The following is a 20,018-nucleotide window of genomic DNA, read 5'->3' as shown; positions in this document are numbered from 1 at the left end:
GTAATCTAATATGATTAGGTCTAAATGTTTCAGTAATAAAAAAATGGATACTAACGATAACCATAAAGAGTTAAAATTATTATTTTTTATAATTGTTGTTATTTTCTTAATTGAACGTTGTTTATTATATGATTTACGTCTTTTCTTAAAATTAAATTTGCGCGTTCCCGGGTAGGTAAAATATTTTCTTGCAAATTCAGTTTATTTATTTTAGTCCATATTTGCGAAGCAATAGAAATTACATTTTTTTTAGATAATTGAGTATAACGATAGAAATAAGAATCAGGATAAGAAAAAGTAGTGTAACAAAATTTCAAAAATCTATCGATATACCATTCTTGTAGTAAATATTCTGGAGCATCAACATAAATAGAAAAGTCAACAAAATCAGATACAAAAACACAAGGTAAGTTATAATGATAATCGTAATTAGTTTGTAAAACATTTAATCCTTCCAAAATAAGAATATCTGGTTTATAAATTACCTGTTGAACATTAGGAATAATGTCATATATTACATGAGAATATACAGGAATTGTCATTGATTGAACTCCAGATTTAACTTTGGAAACAAAATTTACTAAATTAGTCATATCATAAGATTGCGGAAAGCCTTTTTTTTTCATTAAACGTCGTTTTTTTAATACTTTATTAGAATGCAAAAATCCATCAGTTGTTACTAATTCCACAACACGGTGTTCAGGCCATCTACTAAGCAAAGCTTGTAAAACTCTAGCTGTAGTGCTTTTCCCGACAGCGACTCCGCCAACGATACCAATAATATATGGTATATGTTGGTTTTGAATACTTAAAAATTGTTCTAAAATATTTTGTCGTTTTATATGTGAACAAATATATAGATTAAGCAATCTAGATAATGGTAAATAAATTTCTATTACTTCATTCATAGAAAGATTATCATTTATTCTTCTTAAATTGAGGATTTCTCTTGGAGATAATATTAATGGTATCTCCTCTCGAAAAGATGACCATTCCTTGCGATTGAAAGTTAAAAATGGAACAGACGAAACATGTAACATATTGTTTCTATTATCATAGATAAATGCTTATCTTATAGAATGAAACTTCATGTAAATACTTGATCAAAATAAAAGATTTAATTATAATTATGTATTATAATGGAAGCTCATGAAATAACTAATAATTTTAATTTTATTAAAATGTATTTATTTTTTACAAATGTTTTGAATAATTTTTGTATCTCAAATACAATAGTTTAACGAAGTTTGTTGCAAAACGTATGTTTATAAAAATAGAATCATTTTCGTTTTAAATGACATTAAAGTGATGCCGGTGTAGCTCAATAGGAAGAGCAACTGATTTGTAATCAGTAGATCAAAGGTTCGAATCCTTTTACCGGCATCTATAATATTTTGATGGGGTTCCCGAGTGGCTAAAGGGAGCAGACTGTAAATCTGTCGTCGTAGACTTCGAAGGTTCAAATCCTTCCCCCATCATTTTAATTATATATAAACAACAAATACATACATTATTATAATATCAAGAATACAGATTTTTTATTATGTAATAGTGGGCATCGTATAATGGTTATTACCTCAACCTTCCAAGTTGATGATGTGGGTTCAATTCCCACTGTCCGCTTATATAATGTAACTGAATTATGCTGATATAGCTCAGCTGGGAGAGCACACCCTTGGTAAGGGTGAGGTCAGCAGTTCGAATCTGCTTATCAGCACTGGCGTCATGTATCTTCTATTATTAAGAATAAGGAGATAGGCGATCATCAGTAGTGATACTGATGATGGTTTTTAAATATTTAATTCATATTTCAAAATTAAACAATATAATGTATGTCGATACCTTATCTAAGGAGGTGTTATGAAAGGAGATGATCACATTATTACTCATCTTAATAATTTGTTGAGCGATGAGCTGATCGCTGTAAACCAATATTTTTTACATTCTAAAATTTTTAAAAACTGGGGATTAGAACGTCTTAATAAGATAGAATATCAAGAATGTGTAGATGAATTGGACCATGCAGATCTTTATGCAAAACGTATTTTATTTTTGGAAGGTATGCCTACCTTGAGGAAATTTGATCCATTAAACATTAAAAAAAATATTGAAGATATTTTACGTACTGATCTTAGTTTAGAATTTCATAGTATTGAAAATTTACGAAAAGGCATCAAATACGCTGATTCAATACAAGATTATATATCCAGGGATATAATGATACAGATTCTTAAAGACGAAGAAAAGCACATCGATTTTTTAGAAACAGAGCTAAATCTCATGATAAAAATTGGTATGCATAATTACATACAATCACAGTTGAAAAAATAATTACATACTTATCAAAATGACATAAATTGTTTATAATATTTTTAATATTAAAAATTTTCCGATAATATTTTGGAATTTTATTCTGATTAATCTTGTTTTTTATTTGTTTACTGGTACACTTAAGTTTAAGTGACGTATTATTATAAATAATAATAACAAAATTAATTGGCATGTTCGATAGGAATAAAAACAGTTTTACATATAGGATATGTGATACAAAGACGGTTTTAGATGTTTGTTTTAAGTGTTCGGGTGAAACACACAAACAGGTCAGTGTAAAGTTGTTTATGAATAACTAATTTTTTAGGATCTATATTCAGCTATGCAAAATCAAAGGATCCGAATTCGTTTGAAAGCATTCGATCACCGGTTGATAGATAAGTCGACCGTAGAAATCGTAGAGACTGCTAAGCGTACTGGCGCTCAAGTGCGCGGTCCTATTCCTTTGCCTACTAGAAAAGAACGATTCACTGTTTTAATTTCTCCACATGTAAATAAAGATGCGCGGGATCAGTATGAAATACGAACTCACAAACGTTTGATAGATATTGTTGAACCTACTGATAAAACGGTAGATGCTTTAATGCGCTTAGATTTAGCGGCAGGAGTAGACGTACAAATTAGTCTCGGTTAGCATACTGAAGATACATCATAATCATTTATTTGTGTTTTATGTGTAAAATACTAATAACAATTTTGTACTAAAAGTAACAGAGGGGTTGTATCCATAATCATGCAAGGTCTAATTGGTCAAAAATTAGGTATGACTCGTTTGTTTAATAAAGATGGAGTATCTATCCCTGTAACTATGATTGAAATAACACCGCATCGTGTAACACAAATAAAAAATATTGAAAACGATGGATATTGCGCAGTTCAAGTAACTACTGGCATTAAAAACTTTAAACATATTAATAGACCAGAAGCAGGGCATATGATAAAGTCAGGAGTTGATGCTGGTCGTGGTGTGTGGGAGTTTCGTTGTGAAGAAGAAGGAATGTCACAGATATCATTAGGAGATATTATCACTATACAGATTTTTACAAATGTTAAAAAAGTTGATATTACAGGAATTTCTAAAGGAAAAGGTTTTGCAGGTACAATAAAACGTTGGAATTTTCATATGCAAGATGCAAGTCATGGTAATTCACTGTCACACAGAGCTCCTGGATCTATCGGTCAAAATCAAACTCCTGGTAGAGTATTTAAAGGTAAAAAAATGGCAGGGCAATTAGGAAATTATAAAGTTACGGTACAAAATTTAGATGTTGTTAATGTTGATGTAAAACTTAATTTATTGTTAGTTAAGGGTGCTGTTCCAGGAATAATTGGCGGTAATTTATCTATTAAAAAGTCTGTTAAAACAACTATTAGAGAGAAAATATAAATGGAATTAGAAATCAGGGATTTTACAACGGAAGTCAGTATTCCAGATTTAGATAAATTTTCTGTATCTGATGAAATTTTTAAATGTCCTTTTAATAAGGCACTAATACATCAAGTGATTTCTACTTACTTAACTAATTCTCGTCAAGGTACTCGATCTCAAAAGAGTCGATCAGAAGTTTCGGGTTCTAATAAAAAGCCTTGGCGTCAAAAAGGTACCGGTCGCGCGCGTTCTGGATCGGTAAAAAGTCCTATTTGGCGTTCTGGCGGAGTAACCTTCGCGGCTAAACCTAAGCTATATGTTCAAAAAATAAATAAAAAAATGTACAGAGGGGCAATAAGGAGCATTTTATCTAAATTAGTTTGTGATAATCGTTTATTTTTAGTAAAAAATTTATTTATAAAAGAACCAAAAACTAAATTATTATTAGAAAAATTAAGAACAATAACTCCAAAAAAAAGCATATTGATTTTTACCGATTTTTTGGATAAAAATTTGATTTTAGCATCACGTAACGTTCATAAAGTAGAAGTGCGTACTGCAACGCATATAGATCCAGTAAGTTTAATAAATTTTAACGTTACTTTAATTGCTGATAGCGTAATCAAGAAAATTGAGAAGCAGTTAGTATGATTTATCAAGAACGTTTATTAAAAATACTGAGATCGACACATGTCTCTGAAAAAACGTCCATTACATTGGAACGCAACAATGTTTTTTCTTTTAAAGTAGCAAAATATGCAACTAAAACAGATATTAAGAATGCTATCAATATGTTATTTTCTGTGAAAGTAGATACTATTAACACTATAATAGTCTCAGGAAAATCTAAAAGAACGGCTAATAAAATTGGTCGCCGTAGCAACTGGAAAAAAGCATATGTTGTTTTAGAAAAAGGCCAAAAAATTGATTTTATCAATACAGTAGAATAGATAAATACGGAAGATTAAAAGAGATGCCTATTATTAAATGCAATCCAACCTCTCCGGGTAGACGGCATGTAACTAAATTAGTGAACCCTGATTTATATAAAGGGAATCCTTTTTCTTCATTATTATCCAATAAAATTAATAATAGATCAGGAGGGCGTAATAATTACGGCCGTATTACTGTACGACATATAGGAGGGGGGCATAAAAAACGTTATAGAATAATTGATTTTAAGCGCAATAAGGATGGGATTGAAGCTGTAATCAAACGTTTAGAATATGATCCAAATCGTTCAGCAAATATAGCATTACTTTCATATAGAGATGGGGAGTATCGTTATATTTTAGCTCCAAAAGATGTGAAAATAGGAGATTTCGTAAGTTCTGGAATGAATGTTCCAATAAAACCAGGCAATGCTTTGCCTATGAGTAATATCCCGATAGGATCGGCTATTCATAATGTAGAAATGAAACCAGGGAAAGGTGGGCAATTAGCCCGATCTGCAGGATCTTACATACAAATTGTAGCTCGTGATGGAGAGTATATGATACTTCGTCTGCGATCTGGTGAAATACGAAAAATTCGCTGTGAGTGCCGAGCAACTGTAGGAGAGGTTGGTAATGCTGAACATATGTTACGTATGTTAGGTAAAGCTGGAGCTAACAGATGGCGTGGGACTCGCCCTACTGTACGGGGAACGGCCATGAATCCAATCGATCATCCTCACGGAGGTGGAGAAGGTAAGAATTTTGGAAAACATCCCGTATCTCCTTGGGGAATACAAACCAAAGGAAAAAAGACCCGTAGCAATAAACGTACTAATAAGTTTATATTATCTCATCGTAATAAATAAAATTTGAAGGATTAGGAATACAGTATATGTCGCGTTCTATTAAGAAAGGGCCGTTTATTGACTTGCATCTTCTAAAAAAAGTAGAAAAAGCAATAGAAACAGGTGATAAAAAACCTATTAGGACTTGGTCACGGCGATCAACAATCTTTCCAAGAATGATTGGATTAACTGTATCAGTGCATAACGGACGTCAACATATACCCATATTTATATCAGATGAAATGGTTGGACATAAATTAGGTGAATTTGCTCCAACTCGTACGTATCGGGGTCATTCAGTTGATAAAAAAACAAAAAAACATTATTAAAGATATGGTTATGATCTTAAAATAAGATATGTTATAGAGGGAATTTTGGTATGGAAACAATTGCTAGATGCCGTTATATTCGTTCTTCTGCTCAAAAACTTCGTTTAGTAGTTAATACAGTACGAGGAAAAAAAGTATCTCAGGCGCTTGATATCTTAAAGTATACCAACAAAAAATCCGCCGAATTAGTAAAAAAGACTTTAGAATCTGCTATTGCTAATGCGGAACATAACGACAGTTCAGATGTTAATAATTTAAAAATTATTAAAATTTTTGTCGATAACGGGCCTATTATTAAAAGAATTATGCCGCGCGCAAAAGGGCGATCAGATAAAATTATGAAACGAACAAGTCATCTTACTATAGTAGTATCTAATTAAAAAAATTATATTTAAACGGACGGAGCATTTAAAAATGGGTCAAAAGGTACATCCAAATGGGGTGCGTTTAGGTATTACCAAGACGTGGCATTCTACCTGGTACGCAAATAACAAAGATTTTTCTGACAATTTAGGGAATGATTTTAAAGTACGGCAGTTTTTGATACTAAAGCTTTCGAAAGCTTTAGTATCCCGTATAATTATTGAGCGTCCTGCTAAGAGCATAAGAGTAACTGTTTATACAGCTAGACCTGGTCTTATAATTGGAAAAAAGGGAGAAGATATTGAAAAATTACGTAAAAATATAGCAAAAATTTCTGGTGTTCCAACTCAACTCAATATTGCTGAAGTTCGTAAACCAGAATTAGATGCCAAGCTGTTAGCTGATAATATCGCATCTCAATTAGAACGTAGAGTAGTGTTTAGGAGGGCAATGAAACGTGTGGTACAAAACGCTATGCGTTTAGGAGCTAAAGGAATTAAAGTAGAAGTAAGCGGGAGACTAAGCGGAGCTGAGATTGCTCGTACTGAATGGTACAGAGAAGGACGGGTTCCATTACATACCTTACGTGCTGATATTGATTATAGTCTTTCAGAAGCACGTACTACGTATGGTGTAATTGGAATTAAGGTGTGGGTTTTTAAAGGGGAAATTTTAGGAGATGTGTTACTGAATACAGGATATTCATCGGATCAAACGATTAATAATGTTAGCAAGAAAAAACATAAAACTCGCATATAAAGGATAATATAATGCTTCTGCAACCAAAGCGCACAAAATTTCGTAAAATGCATAAAGGGCGTAACCGGGGAACAAAAGTAAACGACAATATTAGTTTTGGGCAATTTGCTTTGAAAGCTATTAGCCGCGGGCGATTAAAATCTTGTCAAATTGAAGCAGCACGACGCGCTATAAGTCGTGCTATAAAGCGTCAAGGAAAAATATGGATTCGCGTGTTTCCAGACAAACCTATTACCAAAAAACCTCTCGAAGTGCGCATGGGGAAAGGAAAAGGTAATGTAGAATATTGGGTAGCATTGATACAACCAGGAAAAATATTATATGAAATAAATGGAGTACCAAAAGAACTAGCTTATAATGCTTTTAAATTGGGTGCATCAAAATTACCAGTGAAAACCACTTTAATAGGAAGATAATGAATAACATCATCAAATTATTAAATCAAAAAAAAAATGACACTGTTACTGTTACATCGCTTCAATCAGAGTTAGTAAAAGCATTACGTGAGCATTTTAATTTACGTATACAATTAAAATCAGGTCAATTAAAACAATTGCATTTATTAAAAAAAGTACGTCGCAATATAGCGTCTATCAAAAATTATTTGTCAAATAATAAAAAAGTATAAAAGGAGAGTATTCCATGAGTGGTCGGATTCGCATCCTACTAGGTCGCGTATGTAACAACAAAAAAATGAATAAATCTGTCGTTGTTGCTATAGAGCGATTAATTAAACATTCAACATATGAAAAATTTATTAAACGTACTACTAAATTACATGCACATGACCCTAATAATGAGACTAATATTGGAGATCTTGTTGAAGTACAAGAATGCCGTCCTATTTCTAAAACAAAATCTTGGATACTAACTTCTATTATAAAAAAATCTAATTTTTAAAAAAGATAATAGTCATATGAATCAATGATAAACTATTTAACTGAAACTAATACATCAAAAATATATAAACATATATATAATATATCTTTTAAAAATTTACATTCAATCACTACTATGGAGTAATTGTGTGATTCAAGAACGCACTATTTTAAATGTTGCCGATAATTCTGGGGCACGATATGCAATGTGCATTAAAGTATTAGGAGGATCTGGTCGTCGTTATGCTAATATAGGAGATGTTATCAAAGTTGCTATTAAGGAAGCAATACCACGCGCTAAAGTGAAAAAGGGCGATGTATTAAAAGCTGTTGTAGTACGTACGAAAAAAGGTGTACGCCGTCTGGATGGATCTGTTATTAGATTCGATAATAATGCTTGTGTATTATTAAATGATACCAACATCCAACCTATAGGTACTCGTATTTTTGGTCCAGTAACTCGCGAATTACGCAACGAAAAATTTATGAAGATTATTTCTTTAGCCCCCGAGGTGCTTTAATGGAGAGTATTATATATGGCAGCAGCTAAAATTAAACGTAACGATGAAGTTATTGTATTAAGTGGAAAAGATAAAGGAAAAAAGGGAAAAGTAAAGTGTGTTTTTTATGATAAAGGTAGGGTTATAGTAACAGGAATAAATTTAGTAAAAAAACATCAAAAACCTATCCCCAATAAAAATCAACCAGGGGGTATTCTTGAGCAAGAAGCGTCCGTTGATTTATCTAATATTGCAATATTTAACCCTACTTTAAATAAAGCAGATCGTATAGGTTTTACAATACAAAATGGAAAAAAAATACGTATATTTAAGTCTACTGGGGATATAGTTAAATGATTGGAATAATATATGACTAAATTATATGATTATTATAAAGACAATATAATACAAAATTTAATGCATAAATTTAATTACCGATCTATTATGCAAGTGCCTAAAATTAAAAAAATTACTATTAATATGGGAGTAGGTAAATCTGTTATTAACAAAAAGATTTTGGAAAAAGCAGTAGCAGATTTAATGGTAATTTCAGGACAAAAACCAGTAATCACCACAGCACGTAAATCTATCTCTAGTTTTAAAATTCGTCAAGGTCAACCAATCGGATGTAAGGTAACTTTACGAGGTTCGCGTATGTGGGAATTTCTAGAAAGATTTATTTTTATTGCTATGCCTCGTATTCGTGATTTTCGCGGGTTATCTATTAAATCTTTTGATGGGCATGGTAATTATAGTATTGGAATCCGAGAGCAAATTATCTTTCCAGAAATTGATTATGATACTGTGGATGATATGCGAGGAATGGATATTACTATTACTACTAATACCATTTCTGATAATGAAGCGCATGCTTTGTTAACTGCATTTCGCTTTCCATTTAGAAAATAATCGTATTACTTCAAATAGAAGGAGCGTTAATCATGACCAAGGAATCTATAAAGGCACGTGAAATAAAGCGTTTAAAATTAGTTAATAAATATTATACACAACGTATTTCTCTAAAAAAAATTATTATTAATCAACACATTCCTAATGAGGAACGTTGGAATGCGGTTTTAAAATTACAGACTTTACCACGTGATTCTAGTCCATCTAGACGACGTAATCGTTGCCGTCATACTGGACGTCCCCACGCTTTTTTAAGAAAATTTGGATTGAGCCGTATGAAGGTGCGCGAAGCTGCCATGCGCGGCGAAATACCTGGTTTAAGGAAATCTAGTTGGTAATTGTAACAATATTTTACTGCTTGGAGCTATAATGAGTATGCAAGATTCAATCGCGGATATGTTAACTACTATACGTAACGGGCAAATTTCCAAAAAAGAAAAAGTTTGTACTCCATCTTCTGCAATGAAAGTAGCGATTGTTCATGTATTAGTAGAAGAAGGATTTATACAGAAATATAATATTAAAAATAGCATCAAACCAACTCTGGAAGTATTTTTAAAATATTATCAAAAAAGAAAACCCGTCATAGATATTATAAAACGTATTAGTCGGCCTGGATTACGTATCTATAAAAAGAGAAAGGAACTACCTCAGGTAATGTCTGGTATGGGTATTGTTATAATTTCTACTTCTAAAGGTGTAATCACAGATAATAAAGCTCGTCAGCTTAATGTTGGTGGGGAGATTATATGTTATGTGTCTTAATACCAAAATATTGTCGCGCTATATATGTAAAACGATCATTTTTGTTCCTAAAACAATAGCTATAAATATAATAGTAGAAAACCATAGCATTTCTATTACAGGTACGCTTGGTACATTAACTCGTATATTACACAAATCGGTCGATGTACAATTGCATGATACATCAAAATTGATGGTCTGTAGCAACAACAGTTTTAATGTCAAAAATAAAGCCTTGATAGGAACAACCTGTGCATTAATTAATGGCATGATTATTGGCGTTACAACAGGCTTCACTAAAACACTGCAGCTAGTAGGAATAGGTTATCGCGTATCTATTCAGGATAATATCATTAGCCTAATCATCGGTTTATCTCATTCCATTGACTATATACTACCTACTGAAATCGCAGCAACGTGTCCAAGTCAAACCGAAATTATTTTAACAGGGATGAATAAACAACTTATCGGACAAGTTGCTGCAGACCTGAGAGCACTTCGCCCTCCTGAACCTTTTAAGGGCAAAGGTATTCGTTATATCGATGAAATAGTGCATAACAAAGATACTAAGAAAAAATAATTATTATCAATTATATAGAGAATCATGTAAGATGAATAAAAAAGATGCTCGTATCAAAAGAGCTATGAGAACACGAAAAAAATTGTATAAATTAGATGCGATAAGATTAGTGGTACATCGAACTTGTCGGCATATTTATGCACAAATAATTTCAAAAGATAATTCTAACGTCTTAGTTGCAGCTTCTACTACGGAAAAATTAATTTCTAGTCAATTAACAGTAACTAGTAATAAAAAAGCTGCAGCTATAGTAGGCAAAATTATTGCGGAACGGGCAATAAAAAAAGGTATCATAAATGTATCTTTCGATCGTTCTGGATTTAAATATCATGGTAGAGTGAAAACGTTGGCTGATTGCGCTAGGCAAACTGGGTTAAGCTTTTAAAGCAAGGTAAATAATATGAAATATACTGATAAACAACCTGGTGAATTGCAAGAAAAGTTAATCACAGTAAATCGAGTATCCAAGACAGTTAAAGGAGGTCGTGTATTTAGTTTTACAGCTCTAACTGTGGTAGGAGATGTAAATGGGCGAGTAGGGTTTGGTTACGGTAAAGCTCGTGAAGTTCCATCAGCAATTCAAAAATCAATGGAAAAAGCTCGTCGTAATATGGTAGTTATTTCCTTATATAAAGGTACTTTACAACACGCAGTTAGGGGGGTATATACAGGTTCTCGTATTTATATGCAACCTGCTTCTGAAGGAACTGGAATTATTGCTGGTACTACAATGCGTGCTATACTAGAAGTAGTTGGAATACATAATGTATTAGCAAAGGCTTATGGATCTACAAATCCTATTAATATAGTGCGTGCAACTATAAATGCGTTGCAAGGCATGAAATCTCCTGAAATGATTGCAGAAAAACGAGGTAAATCTATTAGAGAAATTTTAGGTTATTATCATTATGTTAGAAACTATTAAGTTTATTCAGATTGGAATGTTATCGCAGGTTTATATCCTAAAAATAAGAATATATATGGTGGGTTGAGGAGGGATTGTGCTGTATAAAAATACTGTTGAAATAATTGATGCACCTGCCATCCGTGGTATGATTAGATTAAATTAGTTACACGGTCCAAAGTGGAGTAGTGAATCATGTATCTTAATACTATTTCTCCGTCCAGAGGAGCTAAACATTTAAGTAAACGAGTAGGTCGAGGCATAGGATCTGGATTAGGTAAAACAGGGGGTCGTGGACATAAAGGACAAAAATCTCGTTCTGGAGGTAAGGTGCGTCTTGGATTTGAAGGAGGACAGACACCTTTATACCGTAGATTACCAAAGTTTGGATTTGTATCTCGAAAGGCTATGGTTACTCAAGAAATTAGATTATCTGATTTATCTCATATTTTAGATAAAATAATAGATTTAAATGTTTTAAAAACCTATAATATTGTTAGGCGCAAAATTAAGTTTGTTAAAATTATAATGTCTGGCGAAATTAAACGTCCTATCACGATACGTAAATTACGCGTTAGTAAAGGAGCGCGAACTGCAATTCAATCTGTAGGCGGTCAAATAGAGGAGTAATTGAATTAAAATGATGACAGTTACTAATAAACAACGATCTAGATCTACTTTTCAAAGTATCAAAGGCGGATTAAGCGACTTGAAACGTAGAATTATGTTTGTGATTGGCGCTTTAATCATTTTTCGTGTAGGATCATTTATTCCAATTCCAGGGGTAGATTTGATTGTTTTGGCGCAAATTATTGAACAACAACACGGTACTATTATCGAGATGTTTAATATGTTTTCTGGAGGCTCTTTAAGTCGCGCTTCTATCTTTAGTTTAGGAATTATGCCATATATTTCAGCTTCAATTATTGTTCAGCTGTTAACTGCAGTACATCCTGTTTTAATAGAAATTAAAAAAGAAGGAGAAAGTGGCAGGAGAATAATTAACCAGTATATTCGTTATGGTACTTTAATACTTGGAATATTACAATCAGTAGGCATTGTCACTAGTTTGCCTAATGTATCGGGGTTAGTGATTAATCCGGGATTTTCTTTTTATTGTATAGCAATTATTAGTCTTGTTTGTGGTACTGTTTTTTTAATGTGGTTAGGCGATCAAATCACTAACAGAGGCATAGGCAATGGTATCTCAATTATTATTTTTTCGGGGATAATTGCTGGCTTACCATTGGCTATAGGACATACCATAGAACAAGTGAGACAAGATGAGCTACATTTTTTTATATTAATTTTAATTATTTGCTTGGTATTGAGTATTACTTTTTTTGTTGTATTTATGGAGCGGGGACAACGTCGCATTTTAGTACATTATGCTCAACGCCAACAAGGTCGTCGTATTTATGCTGCTCAAAGTACACATTTACCACTTAAAGTAAATATGGCTGGTGTCATTCCTGCTATTTTTGCTTCTAGTGTCATCTTGTTCCCGGGTACTGTAATTTCTTGGTTCGGCAGTACCACTAGTTGGCAATGGTTAACTATTATTTCTTTGTATCTACAACCAGGTCAACCACTATATATTTTACTTTACGCGGCAGCTATTATGTTTTTTTGTTTTTTTTACACATCTTTAGTCTTTAATCCGCGCGAAACAGCTGAAAATTTAAAAAAATCGGGAGCATTTGTTCCCGGGATTAGACCGGGAGAACAAACTGCAAAATATATTAATAAAATTATGATTCGTTTGACCTTCATTGGCGCTATATACGTTACATTTATTTGTTTAGTGCCAGAGTTTATGAGAATTGCTATGAAAGTCCCTTTCTATTTTGGAGGAACATCTTTACTTATTGTAGTTGTGGTAATTATGGATTTTATGACCCAAATACAAACTTTAATGATGTCTAGTCAATATGACTCTGTGCTTAAAAAAGCAAATCTGAAACATTTTAATTATTGATTAAACAAATCATATACATATGATTAATATGATTATAGGAAAAATTATGAAAGTACGTACGTCAGTGAAAAAAATATGTCGTTATTGTGAAATTGTGAAGAGACATAACGTTGTTCGTGTAGTTTGTCGCGTAGATCCAAAGCATAAACAACGACAAGGATAATTGTTGTTCAACATAGAATAATTAACTTTTAGGAGTATAAGAATAGTGGTGCGTATAGCAGGTGTCAATGTTCCTGATAGAAAACATGCCGTTGTTGCTTTAATGTCTATTTATGGTATCGGAAAATCCCGTGCGCGATCAATTTGTTTGAATACAGGTATAGATGAGCATATACAACTTTGTAAATTGTCTGAAATTCATATAGATAAATTACGTGATGCAGTTGATGAATATATCGTAGAAGGGGATTTACGTCGAGAAGTAACTCTAAATATTAAACGTTTAATTGATCTTGGTACTTACCGAGGATTACGTCATCGTCGTAATTTACCAGTACGGGGGCAAAGAACTAGAACAAATGCCAGAACCCGTAAAGGCCCTCGTAAGTCAATGAACAAATAATTTAAATAAGTATTAATAAATAAAAAAGCACACATATAAAATGATTAAATCATCCAATCTTCGAGCGCGCAGGCGGCTCAAAAAACAAATTTTAGATGGCGTAGCCCATATACATGCATCTTTTAATAATACTATAATCACTATTAGTGATAAGCAAGGTAACACTTTAGGATGGGCTACAGCTGGAGGCTCTGGATTTAGAGGATCTCGAAAATCTACACCATTTGCTGCGCAAATAGCAGCAGAGCGTTGTGCTGAAATAGTTCAAGAATATGGAATAAAAAATTTAGAAGTTATGGTTAAAGGGCCAGGACCAGGACGTGAATCTGCGGTACGAGCGTTAAATGCGGCAGGATTTCATATTACTAGCATTACTGATGTCACCCCAATTCCTCATAATGGTTGCCGTCCTTCTAAAAAACGCCGTGTCTAAAGAAGATTCATTAGTTTATTTGTAAGGAATAAAAAAAAATATGGCTAAATATTTAGGACCTAAACTTAAATTATGTCGTCGTGAGGGTACAGATCTTTTTTTAAAATCTGGTATTCGTGCTATTGATTCTAAATGTAAACTTGAACAACCTCCAGGGCAACATAATATGCGTAAATCTCGGTTTTCAGATTATGGAATACAGTTAAGAGAAAAACAAAAAGTTAAACGTATATATGGCATCTTAGAGCGTCAATTCTCTAATTATTATAAGAAAGCTGCACGTATTAAAGGTAATACTGGTGAAAATTTATTAAAATTATTAGAAAGCAGATTGGATAATACTGTGTATCGTATGGGATTTGGAGCAACACGTGCTGAAGCCCGTCAATTAGTCAGTCATAAATCCATTATGGTTGAAAATCGTATCGTTAATATAGCTTCATACCAAGTTGCGCCTAATACTGTAATTAAAATACATAAAAAATCATATAATCAATCTAGGATTCGTGCTTCTTTAGAGCTTTCTGAGCAGCAAAGAGAAAAATTAGCATGGATTGAAGTAGATCCCATTAAACTACAAGGTTTATTTAAACGTTATCCAGAGCGTAGAGAATTATCTGCAAATATCGATGAACATTTGATTATCGAATTATATTCAAAATAAGTAAAATTTGTGAAATAGTAAAAAAAAGAGAGGAAACATGCAGAATTCTGTAATAGAATTTTTAAAGCCACGTTTAGTAGATATTGAACAAATTACTGAAACACGCGCTAAAGTTACTTTGGAGCCGTTAGAACGAGGATTTGGTCATACTTTAGGAAACGCTCTACGTCGTATCTTACTGTCTTCAATGCCTGGATATGCTATAACAGAGGTTGAAATTGATGGGGTGTTACATGAATATAGTGCAAAAGAAGGTATACAAGAAGATGTTTTAGAGATTTTACTCAACTTAAAGAAATTAGCGATTAGAATTGAAGGAAAAGATAGTGTTACTTTAACTTTGAAAAAATCCGGTATTGGGCCTGTAATCGCAAATGATATTTTGTATGATAGCAATAGTGTAAAACTTGTTACCCCTAATCATATTATATGTCATATAACTGACAGAAATGCATCTATTAGTATGCGTATTAAAGTACAGCGTGGACGAGGTTATGTTCCAGCTTCTTCTCGGTTTAATTCTGAATCAGATATCTTACCAATTGGTCGGTTATTATTAGATGCATGCTATAGCCCGGTAGAAAGGATTTCTTATAATGTAGAAGCTGCTCGCGTTGAGCAACGTACAGATTTAGATAAACTAATTATTGATATGGAAACGGATGGAACTATAGAACCGGAAGAAGCAATTAGGCGCGCAGCAACAATTTTGTCTGAACAACTTGAAGCATTTATTGATTTGAGGGACATACATCAACCAGAACATAAAGAAGAAAAACCAGAATTTGATCCAATCTTATTACGCCTTGTTGATGATTTAGAACTGACTGTACGTTCTGCTAATTGTCTAAAAGCAGAATCTATTCACTATATTGGAGATCTAGTACAACGAACAGAAGTAGAACTATTAAAAACCCCTAATTTAGGAAAAAAATCATTAACAGAGATAAAAGATGTATTAGCATCTCGTGGATTATCTTTGGGAACACGTTTAGAAAATTGGCCTCCTACGAATATTTTAGATAATTAATCATGGATAATTTAATGTTTAAAACAAAGGTAATTTATTATGCGTCATCGAAAAAGCGGTTCTAAATTAAACAGAACTAGTGCTCATCGTAAGGCTATGTTTAAAAACATGGTTGTTTCATTGGTAATTCATAAAATAATAAAAACTACTTTATCTAAAGCTAAGGCATTGCGCCGTATTATTGAGCCGTTGATTACGCGTAGTAAAGTGGATACGATTGCAAATCGTCGTCTAGTTTTTTCTAAAATTAGAAATAATGATGTTGTTACAAAATTGTTCACGCAAATTAGTCCGCATTTCTATAATAGACCTGGAGGATATACTCGCATACTAAAATGTGGATTACGTAAAGGAGATAACGCTCCAATGGCATATATAGAACTAGTGGAACGATCTAAAATAAAACAAAAAATATAAAAAAGAAATAACATAGGGATATATATAATTAAGTCTAATAACGAAAACAAACATATCTCGATCATTTTATTCTAACACAGAGTTAGGTCTGAACCATTCTTTGTATGCATTAAGAATATCGTGCGCAGATGTTATTTTTTTTCCTGAAATTTGTAGCGCGGTAAGTATTAATATTCCAGCACCAGTGCCAACATAAATACCGTTTGAATTAGTTGCTAATATGGTACCAGGTAATATAGGTGATGACGAAGAGTAGTTATTGATGTTTTGATTGCTTACTTCGGCATCCCATACTCTAATGCGATCATTTTTTATTTGAAAATAACTAATTGGCCATGGATTAAAAGCTCGGACACATCGTTCCAATTGGATTGCTGATAAATTCCAATTGATACGTGCTTCTTGTTTATTTAATTTATGCGCATATGTAGCATAACTTGCATCTTGAGGTATCAGAGTAGATGTACCTAATACAAACCGATCCAGTACTTGAGATAACATGGTAGATCCAATATTCATTAATTTATTAGAAAGAGTATAACTAGTGTCTTTTGGAAAAATTTTGCAAGGCATAATATGCAAGATATCTCCAGTATCTATTCCTGAATCCATTTGAATAATGGTTACTCCTGTAATGAAATCACCATGTTCTAATGCACGCTGAATTGGCGCTGGTCCGCGCCAACGAGGCAATAGTGAACCATGTACATTAATACAACCTAGTCGTGGTATATTTAATATTTCTTGAGGTAAAATTAATCCATAAGACACAACTACTATCAAATCCACGTCAATTTTTTTAATAATATAAATAATATCAGAAATAGATAAAATACGAGATTGAAATAACGATATATTATATTTTTTTGCTATTTTATACAAAGATAAAAAGGATTTACATTTAGGTACTTGCATCTCTTGAGTAAACACTGCTATTACCTGATGCGTAGATAAGTGAGCCAATGTATATAAATGCCACGCCGCAAAACTTGTGGTTCCAAAAAAAGCAATACGTAATGATTTTGAATGTACCATAATATATATCAAAGAGAGAACTGACTTTTTTTAAATATTTTAGATAGTTTTTTTATTTTTTTATGAATTTTTTTGATTTTTAGTGGAGACAAATGATCGATAAAAAGTTTTCCAAATAAATGATCTACTTCATGTTGAATGCAAATTGCTAATAAATTATTAGCTTCCATCTCAAATTGATTACCATATTGATCTAATGATTGAATGGTTATTTTTTCTGAACGCGGAATAATCTCGTATATTTGAGGAATAGATAAACAACTTTCAGGAATACTAATAACACCTGTTTTTTTTATAATAACAGGATTAATAAAAACTAAACGTTGTTTGTGTTTTTTATAAAGATCAATAACAATAATTTGTTGGTGAATATTGACTTGTGTTGCAGCTAATCCAATACCTTTTTTAAAATACATAGTATCAAACATATCATTTATAATTTGATTAGTATCATCAGATACTGCAACAACAGGATCAGCGATTGTTCTAAGGCGTTTATCAGGATAATACAGTATTTCTAATATTGACATAAAATAAAAAATTATTACGTAAAATTTTTAATTTCTATATATTATCTAGTGACTTGTGAATATAATCAAGATATGATAATAAATATTTTATATTCGTAAATGATAATATATTGAAATAAAAATTTCATTAAGGAATCAATGACATTTGGAATTGTTCTTGATATCCAGAACTTGTTGTTGAATTAAATAATTAAATAAATATTTAACGTGTATTAAATACATACAAAAATAACGTACGCTGTACCGCAAAATATTTAATAAAATATATAACTATATTTTATTAAAAAATAATTGATGTATAAGAATCTTAAATTATTATAGATATTACATATAAGTTTAAAAGTTACTTAACTAATACTTGACAATTTATTGTTTTAAACACCTTATTTTAAATAAAATAATAAAATATGCTACTTTTATGAAATCATTAATTGGAATCACAATCTAAAATAAGGACATTTCCTGCATCAAATATGAAAGATTTACTTATACAACTAAGCCAAGGTAAAGTGATTGTTTATCCTACAGAATCAGTATTTGGTTTAGGATGTGATCCTGATAATAAAAAAGCGATATTCACTTTACTAAAAATAAAAAATAGATCTTGGAAGAAAGGTTTAATTTTAATTGCCGCTAATTACACACAATTACTTAAGTATATTGACGATAGTTGCTTAAATGCAAGCCAACTATCACGAGTTTTTGCTACTTGGCCTGGGCCGGTGACATGGGTATTTCCGTCAAAATCTAATAGCTCATATTGGTTAACGGGTCAATTTTCTTCTTTAGCAGTACGAGTCAGTCATTTTGAACCAATTCAACGTCTTTGCTTAGCTTTTGGAAAACCCTTGGTATCTACTAGTGCAAATTTATCTGGGCAGCCTCCCACACGTACTATTGCAGAAGTACACGATCAACTTGGACATAACATATCTATCATGCATGAAGATATATTTGGAAGCCCCAATCCCTCAACAATTAGAGATGTTATGACTGGTAAAATAATTCGTGAATAATTTCTACTATTCAAGGAGATAAATAGATGAGCTCTTTTGCTGTTTTTGGTAATCCAATTAGACATAGCAAATCAGCAGAAATTTATGCATTATTTGCACATGAAATTGGAATATCAAAAGAATATCACCTTAAATTGGCAGTACAAGATAATTTTAATGATTTATTACATAATTTTTTTAAGTTAGGCGGATTGGGAGCAAATATTACTTCTCCATTTAAAGAAAATGCATATTTTTTGTGTAATCAATTAACCGAACGAGCTGAACAAGCTCGTTCGGTTAATACGATAAAAAAACTAAAAAACGGTACTTTACTGGGAGATAATACTGATGGTGTAGGATTTATTAGTGATTTAAAACGTCTTAATTGGTTAGATAATAACAATCATATCGCTTCTCATGATCAACTCACCACTATGGTAACGTCAATTCTGTTAATTGGCGCTGGGGGCGCTGCAAAAGGAATTATTCCTATGTTATTGACTACTATAACAACATGTCACATAAATATAGTAAACAGAACGTTCTCTAGAGCACAAGAAATAACATCTTATTATCAGGAAATAGGATATAAAAACATATCATGTCTACCCTTATATAAATTACGTTATGACACGAATAAATATAGTTTAATTATTAACGCCACAACCAGCAATATACACAATACTATTCCAAAAATACCATCTTTTCTTGTTACTCCGGATACTAAATGTTATGATTTATTTTATACAAAAAAAGATACGTTGTTTATAACATGGTGTAAAAAAAATGGGGCAAATTATTGTGCAGACGGATTAGGTATGTTAGTAGGACAAGCAGCTCATTCATTTTTCTTATGGCATAATTTATTTCCTACTATTGATCCTGTGATAAATCATTTAAGATCTGCACTTTATATGTAAAA

At 32.1% G+C, this 20,018-nt stretch carries 33 protein-coding genes and 4 tRNA genes; 34 read left to right on the top strand and 3 right to left on the bottom strand.

Going from position 1 to position 20,018, the window contains the following annotated elements:
* Window positions 1-98: 98 nt before the first annotated feature.
* Entirely contained in the window at window positions 99-1,040 is a 942-nt protein-coding gene (gene coaA, locus M9407_RS01750) for a type I pantothenate kinase (protein WP_250236755.1), read from the bottom strand.
* A 270-nt stretch (window positions 1,041-1,310) separates the two neighbouring features.
* Here coaA and M9407_RS01745 point away from each other — a divergent pair.
* From M9407_RS01745 to rplQ, 32 genes are all read left to right on the top strand, one after another.
* Window positions 1,311-1,383: transfer RNA gene (locus tag M9407_RS01745), tRNA-Thr, on the top strand.
* A gap of 13 nt (window positions 1,384-1,396) precedes the next feature.
* Window positions 1,397-1,478, top strand: a tRNA-Tyr gene (locus M9407_RS01740).
* Window positions 1,479-1,551: 73 nt separating this feature from the next.
* Window positions 1,552-1,623: transfer RNA gene (locus M9407_RS01735), tRNA-Gly, on the top strand.
* 21 nt (window positions 1,624-1,644) lie between these two features.
* Window positions 1,645-1,717: transfer RNA gene (locus tag M9407_RS01730), tRNA-Thr, on the top strand.
* Between the two features lie 143 nt (window positions 1,718-1,860).
* Window positions 1,861-2,331, top strand: a complete 471-nt coding sequence (bfr, locus tag M9407_RS01725; protein WP_250236754.1) for a bacterioferritin — start codon at window positions 1,861-1,863, stop codon at window positions 2,329-2,331.
* Between the two features lie 322 nt (window positions 2,332-2,653).
* Window positions 2,654-2,965: a 30S ribosomal protein S10 gene (gene rpsJ / locus M9407_RS01720; RefSeq protein WP_011282738.1), complete on the top strand. Its 312-nt coding sequence runs from the start codon at window positions 2,654-2,656 to the stop codon at window positions 2,963-2,965.
* A gap of 99 nt (window positions 2,966-3,064) precedes the next feature.
* A complete protein-coding gene (rplC, locus tag M9407_RS01715) occupies window positions 3,065-3,718 on the top strand; it encodes a 50S ribosomal protein L3 (RefSeq protein ID WP_250236749.1) in 654 nt (217 codons plus the stop codon).
* Window positions 3,719-4,351, top strand: coding sequence for a 50S ribosomal protein L4 (gene rplD, locus M9407_RS01710; RefSeq protein WP_250236748.1), 633 nt, complete (start codon window positions 3,719-3,721; stop codon window positions 4,349-4,351). It begins immediately after the preceding gene.
* A complete protein-coding gene (gene rplW / locus M9407_RS01705; RefSeq protein WP_250236747.1) occupies window positions 4,348-4,650 on the top strand; it encodes a 50S ribosomal protein L23 in 303 nt (100 codons plus the stop codon). The genes rplD and rplW overlap by 4 nt, the downstream gene beginning before the upstream one ends.
* Before the next feature lie 23 nt (window positions 4,651-4,673).
* Window positions 4,674-5,501, top strand: a complete 828-nt coding sequence (gene rplB, locus M9407_RS01700; RefSeq protein ID WP_250236746.1) for a 50S ribosomal protein L2 — start codon at window positions 4,674-4,676, stop codon at window positions 5,499-5,501.
* Window positions 5,502-5,527: 26 nt separating this feature from the next.
* The gene (gene rpsS, locus M9407_RS01695) at window positions 5,528-5,809 is read left to right on the top strand and encodes a 30S ribosomal protein S19 (protein ID WP_250231381.1); all 282 of its coding nucleotides are present in this window, start codon (window positions 5,528-5,530) and stop codon (window positions 5,807-5,809) included.
* A gap of 50 nt (window positions 5,810-5,859) precedes the next feature.
* Window positions 5,860-6,189: a 50S ribosomal protein L22 gene (gene rplV, locus M9407_RS01690; protein WP_250231380.1), complete on the top strand. Its 330-nt coding sequence runs from the start codon at window positions 5,860-5,862 to the stop codon at window positions 6,187-6,189.
* 34 nt (window positions 6,190-6,223) lie between these two features.
* Complete coding sequence (gene rpsC, locus M9407_RS01685) at window positions 6,224-6,931, top strand: 30S ribosomal protein S3 (protein WP_250231379.1); 708 nt, start codon at window positions 6,224-6,226, stop codon at window positions 6,929-6,931.
* A gap of 11 nt (window positions 6,932-6,942) precedes the next feature.
* Window positions 6,943-7,347 (top strand): 50S ribosomal protein L16, encoded by a 405-nt coding sequence (gene rplP, locus M9407_RS01680; RefSeq protein ID WP_011282746.1) that lies wholly within the window; start codon window positions 6,943-6,945, stop codon window positions 7,345-7,347.
* Entirely contained in the window at window positions 7,347-7,559 is a 213-nt protein-coding gene (gene rpmC, locus M9407_RS01675; protein WP_250231377.1) for a 50S ribosomal protein L29, read from the top strand. Before rplP ends, rpmC begins: the two co-directional genes overlap by 1 nt.
* Window positions 7,560-7,573: 14 nt before the next feature.
* Window positions 7,574-7,831, top strand: a complete 258-nt coding sequence (gene rpsQ / locus M9407_RS01670) for a 30S ribosomal protein S17 (protein WP_250236745.1) — start codon at window positions 7,574-7,576, stop codon at window positions 7,829-7,831.
* 127 nt (window positions 7,832-7,958) lie between these two features.
* Entirely contained in the window at window positions 7,959-8,330 is a 372-nt protein-coding gene (gene rplN, locus M9407_RS01665; protein ID WP_250231375.1) for a 50S ribosomal protein L14, read from the top strand.
* 15 nt (window positions 8,331-8,345) lie between these two features.
* Complete coding sequence (gene rplX, locus M9407_RS01660) at window positions 8,346-8,666, top strand: 50S ribosomal protein L24 (protein WP_250237406.1); 321 nt, start codon at window positions 8,346-8,348, stop codon at window positions 8,664-8,666.
* 12 nt (window positions 8,667-8,678) lie between these two features.
* The gene (gene rplE / locus M9407_RS01655; RefSeq protein ID WP_250237405.1) at window positions 8,679-9,218 is read left to right on the top strand and encodes a 50S ribosomal protein L5; all 540 of its coding nucleotides are present in this window, start codon (window positions 8,679-8,681) and stop codon (window positions 9,216-9,218) included.
* A 32-nt stretch (window positions 9,219-9,250) separates the two neighbouring features.
* Window positions 9,251-9,556, top strand: a complete 306-nt coding sequence (rpsN, locus tag M9407_RS01650) for a 30S ribosomal protein S14 (protein ID WP_250231369.1) — start codon at window positions 9,251-9,253, stop codon at window positions 9,554-9,556.
* A 31-nt stretch (window positions 9,557-9,587) separates the two neighbouring features.
* On the top strand, window positions 9,588-9,983 hold the full coding sequence (gene rpsH, locus M9407_RS01645; protein ID WP_250231367.1) for a 30S ribosomal protein S8: 396 nt from the start codon (window positions 9,588-9,590) through the stop codon (window positions 9,981-9,983).
* On the top strand, window positions 9,973-10,542 hold the full coding sequence (gene rplF / locus M9407_RS01640; protein WP_250237404.1) for a 50S ribosomal protein L6: 570 nt from the start codon (window positions 9,973-9,975) through the stop codon (window positions 10,540-10,542). Before rpsH ends, rplF begins: the two co-directional genes overlap by 11 nt.
* Window positions 10,543-10,573: 31 nt before the next feature.
* Window positions 10,574-10,927, top strand: coding sequence for a 50S ribosomal protein L18 (gene rplR / locus M9407_RS01635; protein WP_250237403.1), 354 nt, complete (start codon window positions 10,574-10,576; stop codon window positions 10,925-10,927).
* A 15-nt stretch (window positions 10,928-10,942) separates the two neighbouring features.
* Complete coding sequence (gene rpsE / locus M9407_RS01630; RefSeq protein ID WP_250231361.1) at window positions 10,943-11,467, top strand: 30S ribosomal protein S5; 525 nt, start codon at window positions 10,943-10,945, stop codon at window positions 11,465-11,467.
* Window positions 11,468-11,641: 174 nt separating this feature from the next.
* The gene (gene rplO, locus M9407_RS01625) at window positions 11,642-12,076 is read left to right on the top strand and encodes a 50S ribosomal protein L15 (RefSeq protein ID WP_250237402.1); all 435 of its coding nucleotides are present in this window, start codon (window positions 11,642-11,644) and stop codon (window positions 12,074-12,076) included.
* Between the two features lie 13 nt (window positions 12,077-12,089).
* Window positions 12,090-13,424, top strand: a complete 1,335-nt coding sequence (gene secY, locus M9407_RS01620) for a preprotein translocase subunit SecY (protein WP_250235388.1) — start codon at window positions 12,090-12,092, stop codon at window positions 13,422-13,424.
* Between the two features lie 46 nt (window positions 13,425-13,470).
* Window positions 13,471-13,587: a 50S ribosomal protein L36 gene (gene rpmJ / locus M9407_RS01615; protein ID WP_250231358.1), complete on the top strand. Its 117-nt coding sequence runs from the start codon at window positions 13,471-13,473 to the stop codon at window positions 13,585-13,587.
* A 45-nt stretch (window positions 13,588-13,632) separates the two neighbouring features.
* Window positions 13,633-13,989: a 30S ribosomal protein S13 gene (rpsM, locus tag M9407_RS01610; protein ID WP_250237401.1), complete on the top strand. Its 357-nt coding sequence runs from the start codon at window positions 13,633-13,635 to the stop codon at window positions 13,987-13,989.
* 40 nt (window positions 13,990-14,029) lie between these two features.
* Window positions 14,030-14,422, top strand: coding sequence for a 30S ribosomal protein S11 (gene rpsK / locus M9407_RS01605; protein WP_420022294.1), 393 nt, complete (start codon window positions 14,030-14,032; stop codon window positions 14,420-14,422).
* A gap of 40 nt (window positions 14,423-14,462) precedes the next feature.
* Window positions 14,463-15,086, top strand: coding sequence for a 30S ribosomal protein S4 (rpsD, locus tag M9407_RS01600; RefSeq protein WP_250231354.1), 624 nt, complete (start codon window positions 14,463-14,465; stop codon window positions 15,084-15,086).
* A gap of 37 nt (window positions 15,087-15,123) precedes the next feature.
* A complete protein-coding gene (locus M9407_RS01595; protein WP_250237400.1) occupies window positions 15,124-16,116 on the top strand; it encodes a DNA-directed RNA polymerase subunit alpha in 993 nt (330 codons plus the stop codon).
* 39 nt (window positions 16,117-16,155) lie between these two features.
* Window positions 16,156-16,533 (top strand): 50S ribosomal protein L17, encoded by a 378-nt coding sequence (rplQ, locus tag M9407_RS01590; protein ID WP_250231352.1) that lies wholly within the window; start codon window positions 16,156-16,158, stop codon window positions 16,531-16,533.
* 66 nt (window positions 16,534-16,599) lie between these two features.
* Here rplQ and fmt read toward each other — a convergent pair whose 3' ends face one another.
* Window positions 16,600-17,568, bottom strand: a complete 969-nt coding sequence (gene fmt / locus M9407_RS01585; RefSeq protein ID WP_250237399.1) for a methionyl-tRNA formyltransferase — start codon at window positions 17,566-17,568, stop codon at window positions 16,600-16,602.
* Between the two features lie 8 nt (window positions 17,569-17,576).
* Window positions 17,577-18,098 carry a peptide deformylase gene (def, locus tag M9407_RS01580; protein ID WP_250231347.1) on the bottom strand — a complete coding sequence of 174 codons (522 nt, stop codon included), beginning with the start codon at window positions 18,096-18,098 and terminating at the stop codon, window positions 17,577-17,579.
* A gap of 473 nt (window positions 18,099-18,571) precedes the next feature.
* Here def and tsaC point away from each other — a divergent pair, with 473 nt between their 5' ends.
* A complete protein-coding gene (tsaC, locus tag M9407_RS01575) occupies window positions 18,572-19,114 on the top strand; it encodes an L-threonylcarbamoyladenylate synthase type 1 TsaC (RefSeq protein WP_250237398.1) in 543 nt (180 codons plus the stop codon).
* 26 nt (window positions 19,115-19,140) lie between these two features.
* On the top strand, window positions 19,141-20,016 hold the full coding sequence (gene aroE / locus M9407_RS01570; RefSeq protein WP_250237397.1) for a shikimate dehydrogenase: 876 nt from the start codon (window positions 19,141-19,143) through the stop codon (window positions 20,014-20,016).
* The last annotated feature ends 2 nt before the right edge of the window (window positions 20,017-20,018 follow it).

The sequence above is a fragment of the Blochmannia endosymbiont of Camponotus sp. genome, assembly GCF_023586365.1.
GTDB lineage: Bacteria > Pseudomonadota > Gammaproteobacteria > Enterobacterales > Enterobacteriaceae > Blochmanniella.
The sequence above is the reverse complement of the archived record's forward strand: the minus strand, read 5'-3'. Positions and strand labels throughout refer to the sequence as shown.

Bases quoted from the DNA above. Each gene is read 5' to 3' on its own strand.
- rplP (WP_011282746.1), top strand. From the start codon at position 6,943: ATGCTTCTGCAACCAAAGCGCACAAAATTTCGTAAAATGCATAAAGGG.
- rplQ (WP_250231352.1), top strand. From the start codon at position 16,156: ATGCGTCATCGAAAAAGCGGTTCTAAATTAAACAGAACTAGTGCTCAT.
- rpsC (WP_250231379.1), top strand. From the start codon at position 6,224: ATGGGTCAAAAGGTACATCCAAATGGGGTGCGTTTAGGTATTACCAAG.
- rpsH (WP_250231367.1), top strand. From the start codon at position 9,588: ATGAGTATGCAAGATTCAATCGCGGATATGTTAACTACTATACGTAAC.
- rplR (WP_250237403.1), top strand. From the start codon at position 10,574: ATGAATAAAAAAGATGCTCGTATCAAAAGAGCTATGAGAACACGAAAA.
- def (WP_250231347.1), bottom strand. From the start codon at position 18,098: ATGTCAATATTAGAAATACTGTATTATCCTGATAAACGCCTTAGAACA.
- rplW (WP_250236747.1), top strand. From the start codon at position 4,348: ATGATTTATCAAGAACGTTTATTAAAAATACTGAGATCGACACATGTC.
- rplB (WP_250236746.1), top strand. From the start codon at position 4,674: ATGCCTATTATTAAATGCAATCCAACCTCTCCGGGTAGACGGCATGTA.
- aroE (WP_250237397.1), top strand. From the start codon at position 19,141: ATGAGCTCTTTTGCTGTTTTTGGTAATCCAATTAGACATAGCAAATCA.
- rpsS (WP_250231381.1), top strand. From the start codon at position 5,528: ATGTCGCGTTCTATTAAGAAAGGGCCGTTTATTGACTTGCATCTTCTA.
- rplV (WP_250231380.1), top strand. From the start codon at position 5,860: ATGGAAACAATTGCTAGATGCCGTTATATTCGTTCTTCTGCTCAAAAA.
- M9407_RS01595 (WP_250237400.1), top strand. From the start codon at position 15,124: ATGCAGAATTCTGTAATAGAATTTTTAAAGCCACGTTTAGTAGATATT.
- rpsN (WP_250231369.1), top strand. From the start codon at position 9,251: ATGACCAAGGAATCTATAAAGGCACGTGAAATAAAGCGTTTAAAATTA.
- rpsK (WP_420022294.1), top strand. From the start codon at position 14,030: ATGATTAAATCATCCAATCTTCGAGCGCGCAGGCGGCTCAAAAAACAA.
- secY (WP_250235388.1), top strand. From the start codon at position 12,090: ATGACAGTTACTAATAAACAACGATCTAGATCTACTTTTCAAAGTATC.
- rplC (WP_250236749.1), top strand. From the start codon at position 3,065: ATGCAAGGTCTAATTGGTCAAAAATTAGGTATGACTCGTTTGTTTAAT.
- rplE (WP_250237405.1), top strand. From the start codon at position 8,679: ATGACTAAATTATATGATTATTATAAAGACAATATAATACAAAATTTA.
- rpsQ (WP_250236745.1), top strand. From the start codon at position 7,574: ATGAGTGGTCGGATTCGCATCCTACTAGGTCGCGTATGTAACAACAAA.
- rpsD (WP_250231354.1), top strand. From the start codon at position 14,463: ATGGCTAAATATTTAGGACCTAAACTTAAATTATGTCGTCGTGAGGGT.
- rplO (WP_250237402.1), top strand. From the start codon at position 11,642: ATGTATCTTAATACTATTTCTCCGTCCAGAGGAGCTAAACATTTAAGT.
- coaA (WP_250236755.1), bottom strand. From the start codon at position 1,040: ATGTTACATGTTTCGTCTGTTCCATTTTTAACTTTCAATCGCAAGGAA.
- tsaC (WP_250237398.1), top strand. From the start codon at position 18,572: ATGAAAGATTTACTTATACAACTAAGCCAAGGTAAAGTGATTGTTTAT.
- rplD (WP_250236748.1), top strand. From the start codon at position 3,719: ATGGAATTAGAAATCAGGGATTTTACAACGGAAGTCAGTATTCCAGAT.
- rplX (WP_250237406.1), top strand. From the start codon at position 8,346: ATGGCAGCAGCTAAAATTAAACGTAACGATGAAGTTATTGTATTAAGT.
- rpmJ (WP_250231358.1), top strand. From the start codon at position 13,471: ATGAAAGTACGTACGTCAGTGAAAAAAATATGTCGTTATTGTGAAATT.
- rpsE (WP_250231361.1), top strand. From the start codon at position 10,943: ATGAAATATACTGATAAACAACCTGGTGAATTGCAAGAAAAGTTAATC.
- rplF (WP_250237404.1), top strand. From the start codon at position 9,973: ATGTGTCTTAATACCAAAATATTGTCGCGCTATATATGTAAAACGATC.
- bfr (WP_250236754.1), top strand. From the start codon at position 1,861: ATGAAAGGAGATGATCACATTATTACTCATCTTAATAATTTGTTGAGC.
- rpsJ (WP_011282738.1), top strand. From the start codon at position 2,654: ATGCAAAATCAAAGGATCCGAATTCGTTTGAAAGCATTCGATCACCGG.
- rpmC (WP_250231377.1), top strand. From the start codon at position 7,347: ATGAATAACATCATCAAATTATTAAATCAAAAAAAAAATGACACTGTT.
- fmt (WP_250237399.1), bottom strand. From the start codon at position 17,568: ATGGTACATTCAAAATCATTACGTATTGCTTTTTTTGGAACCACAAGT.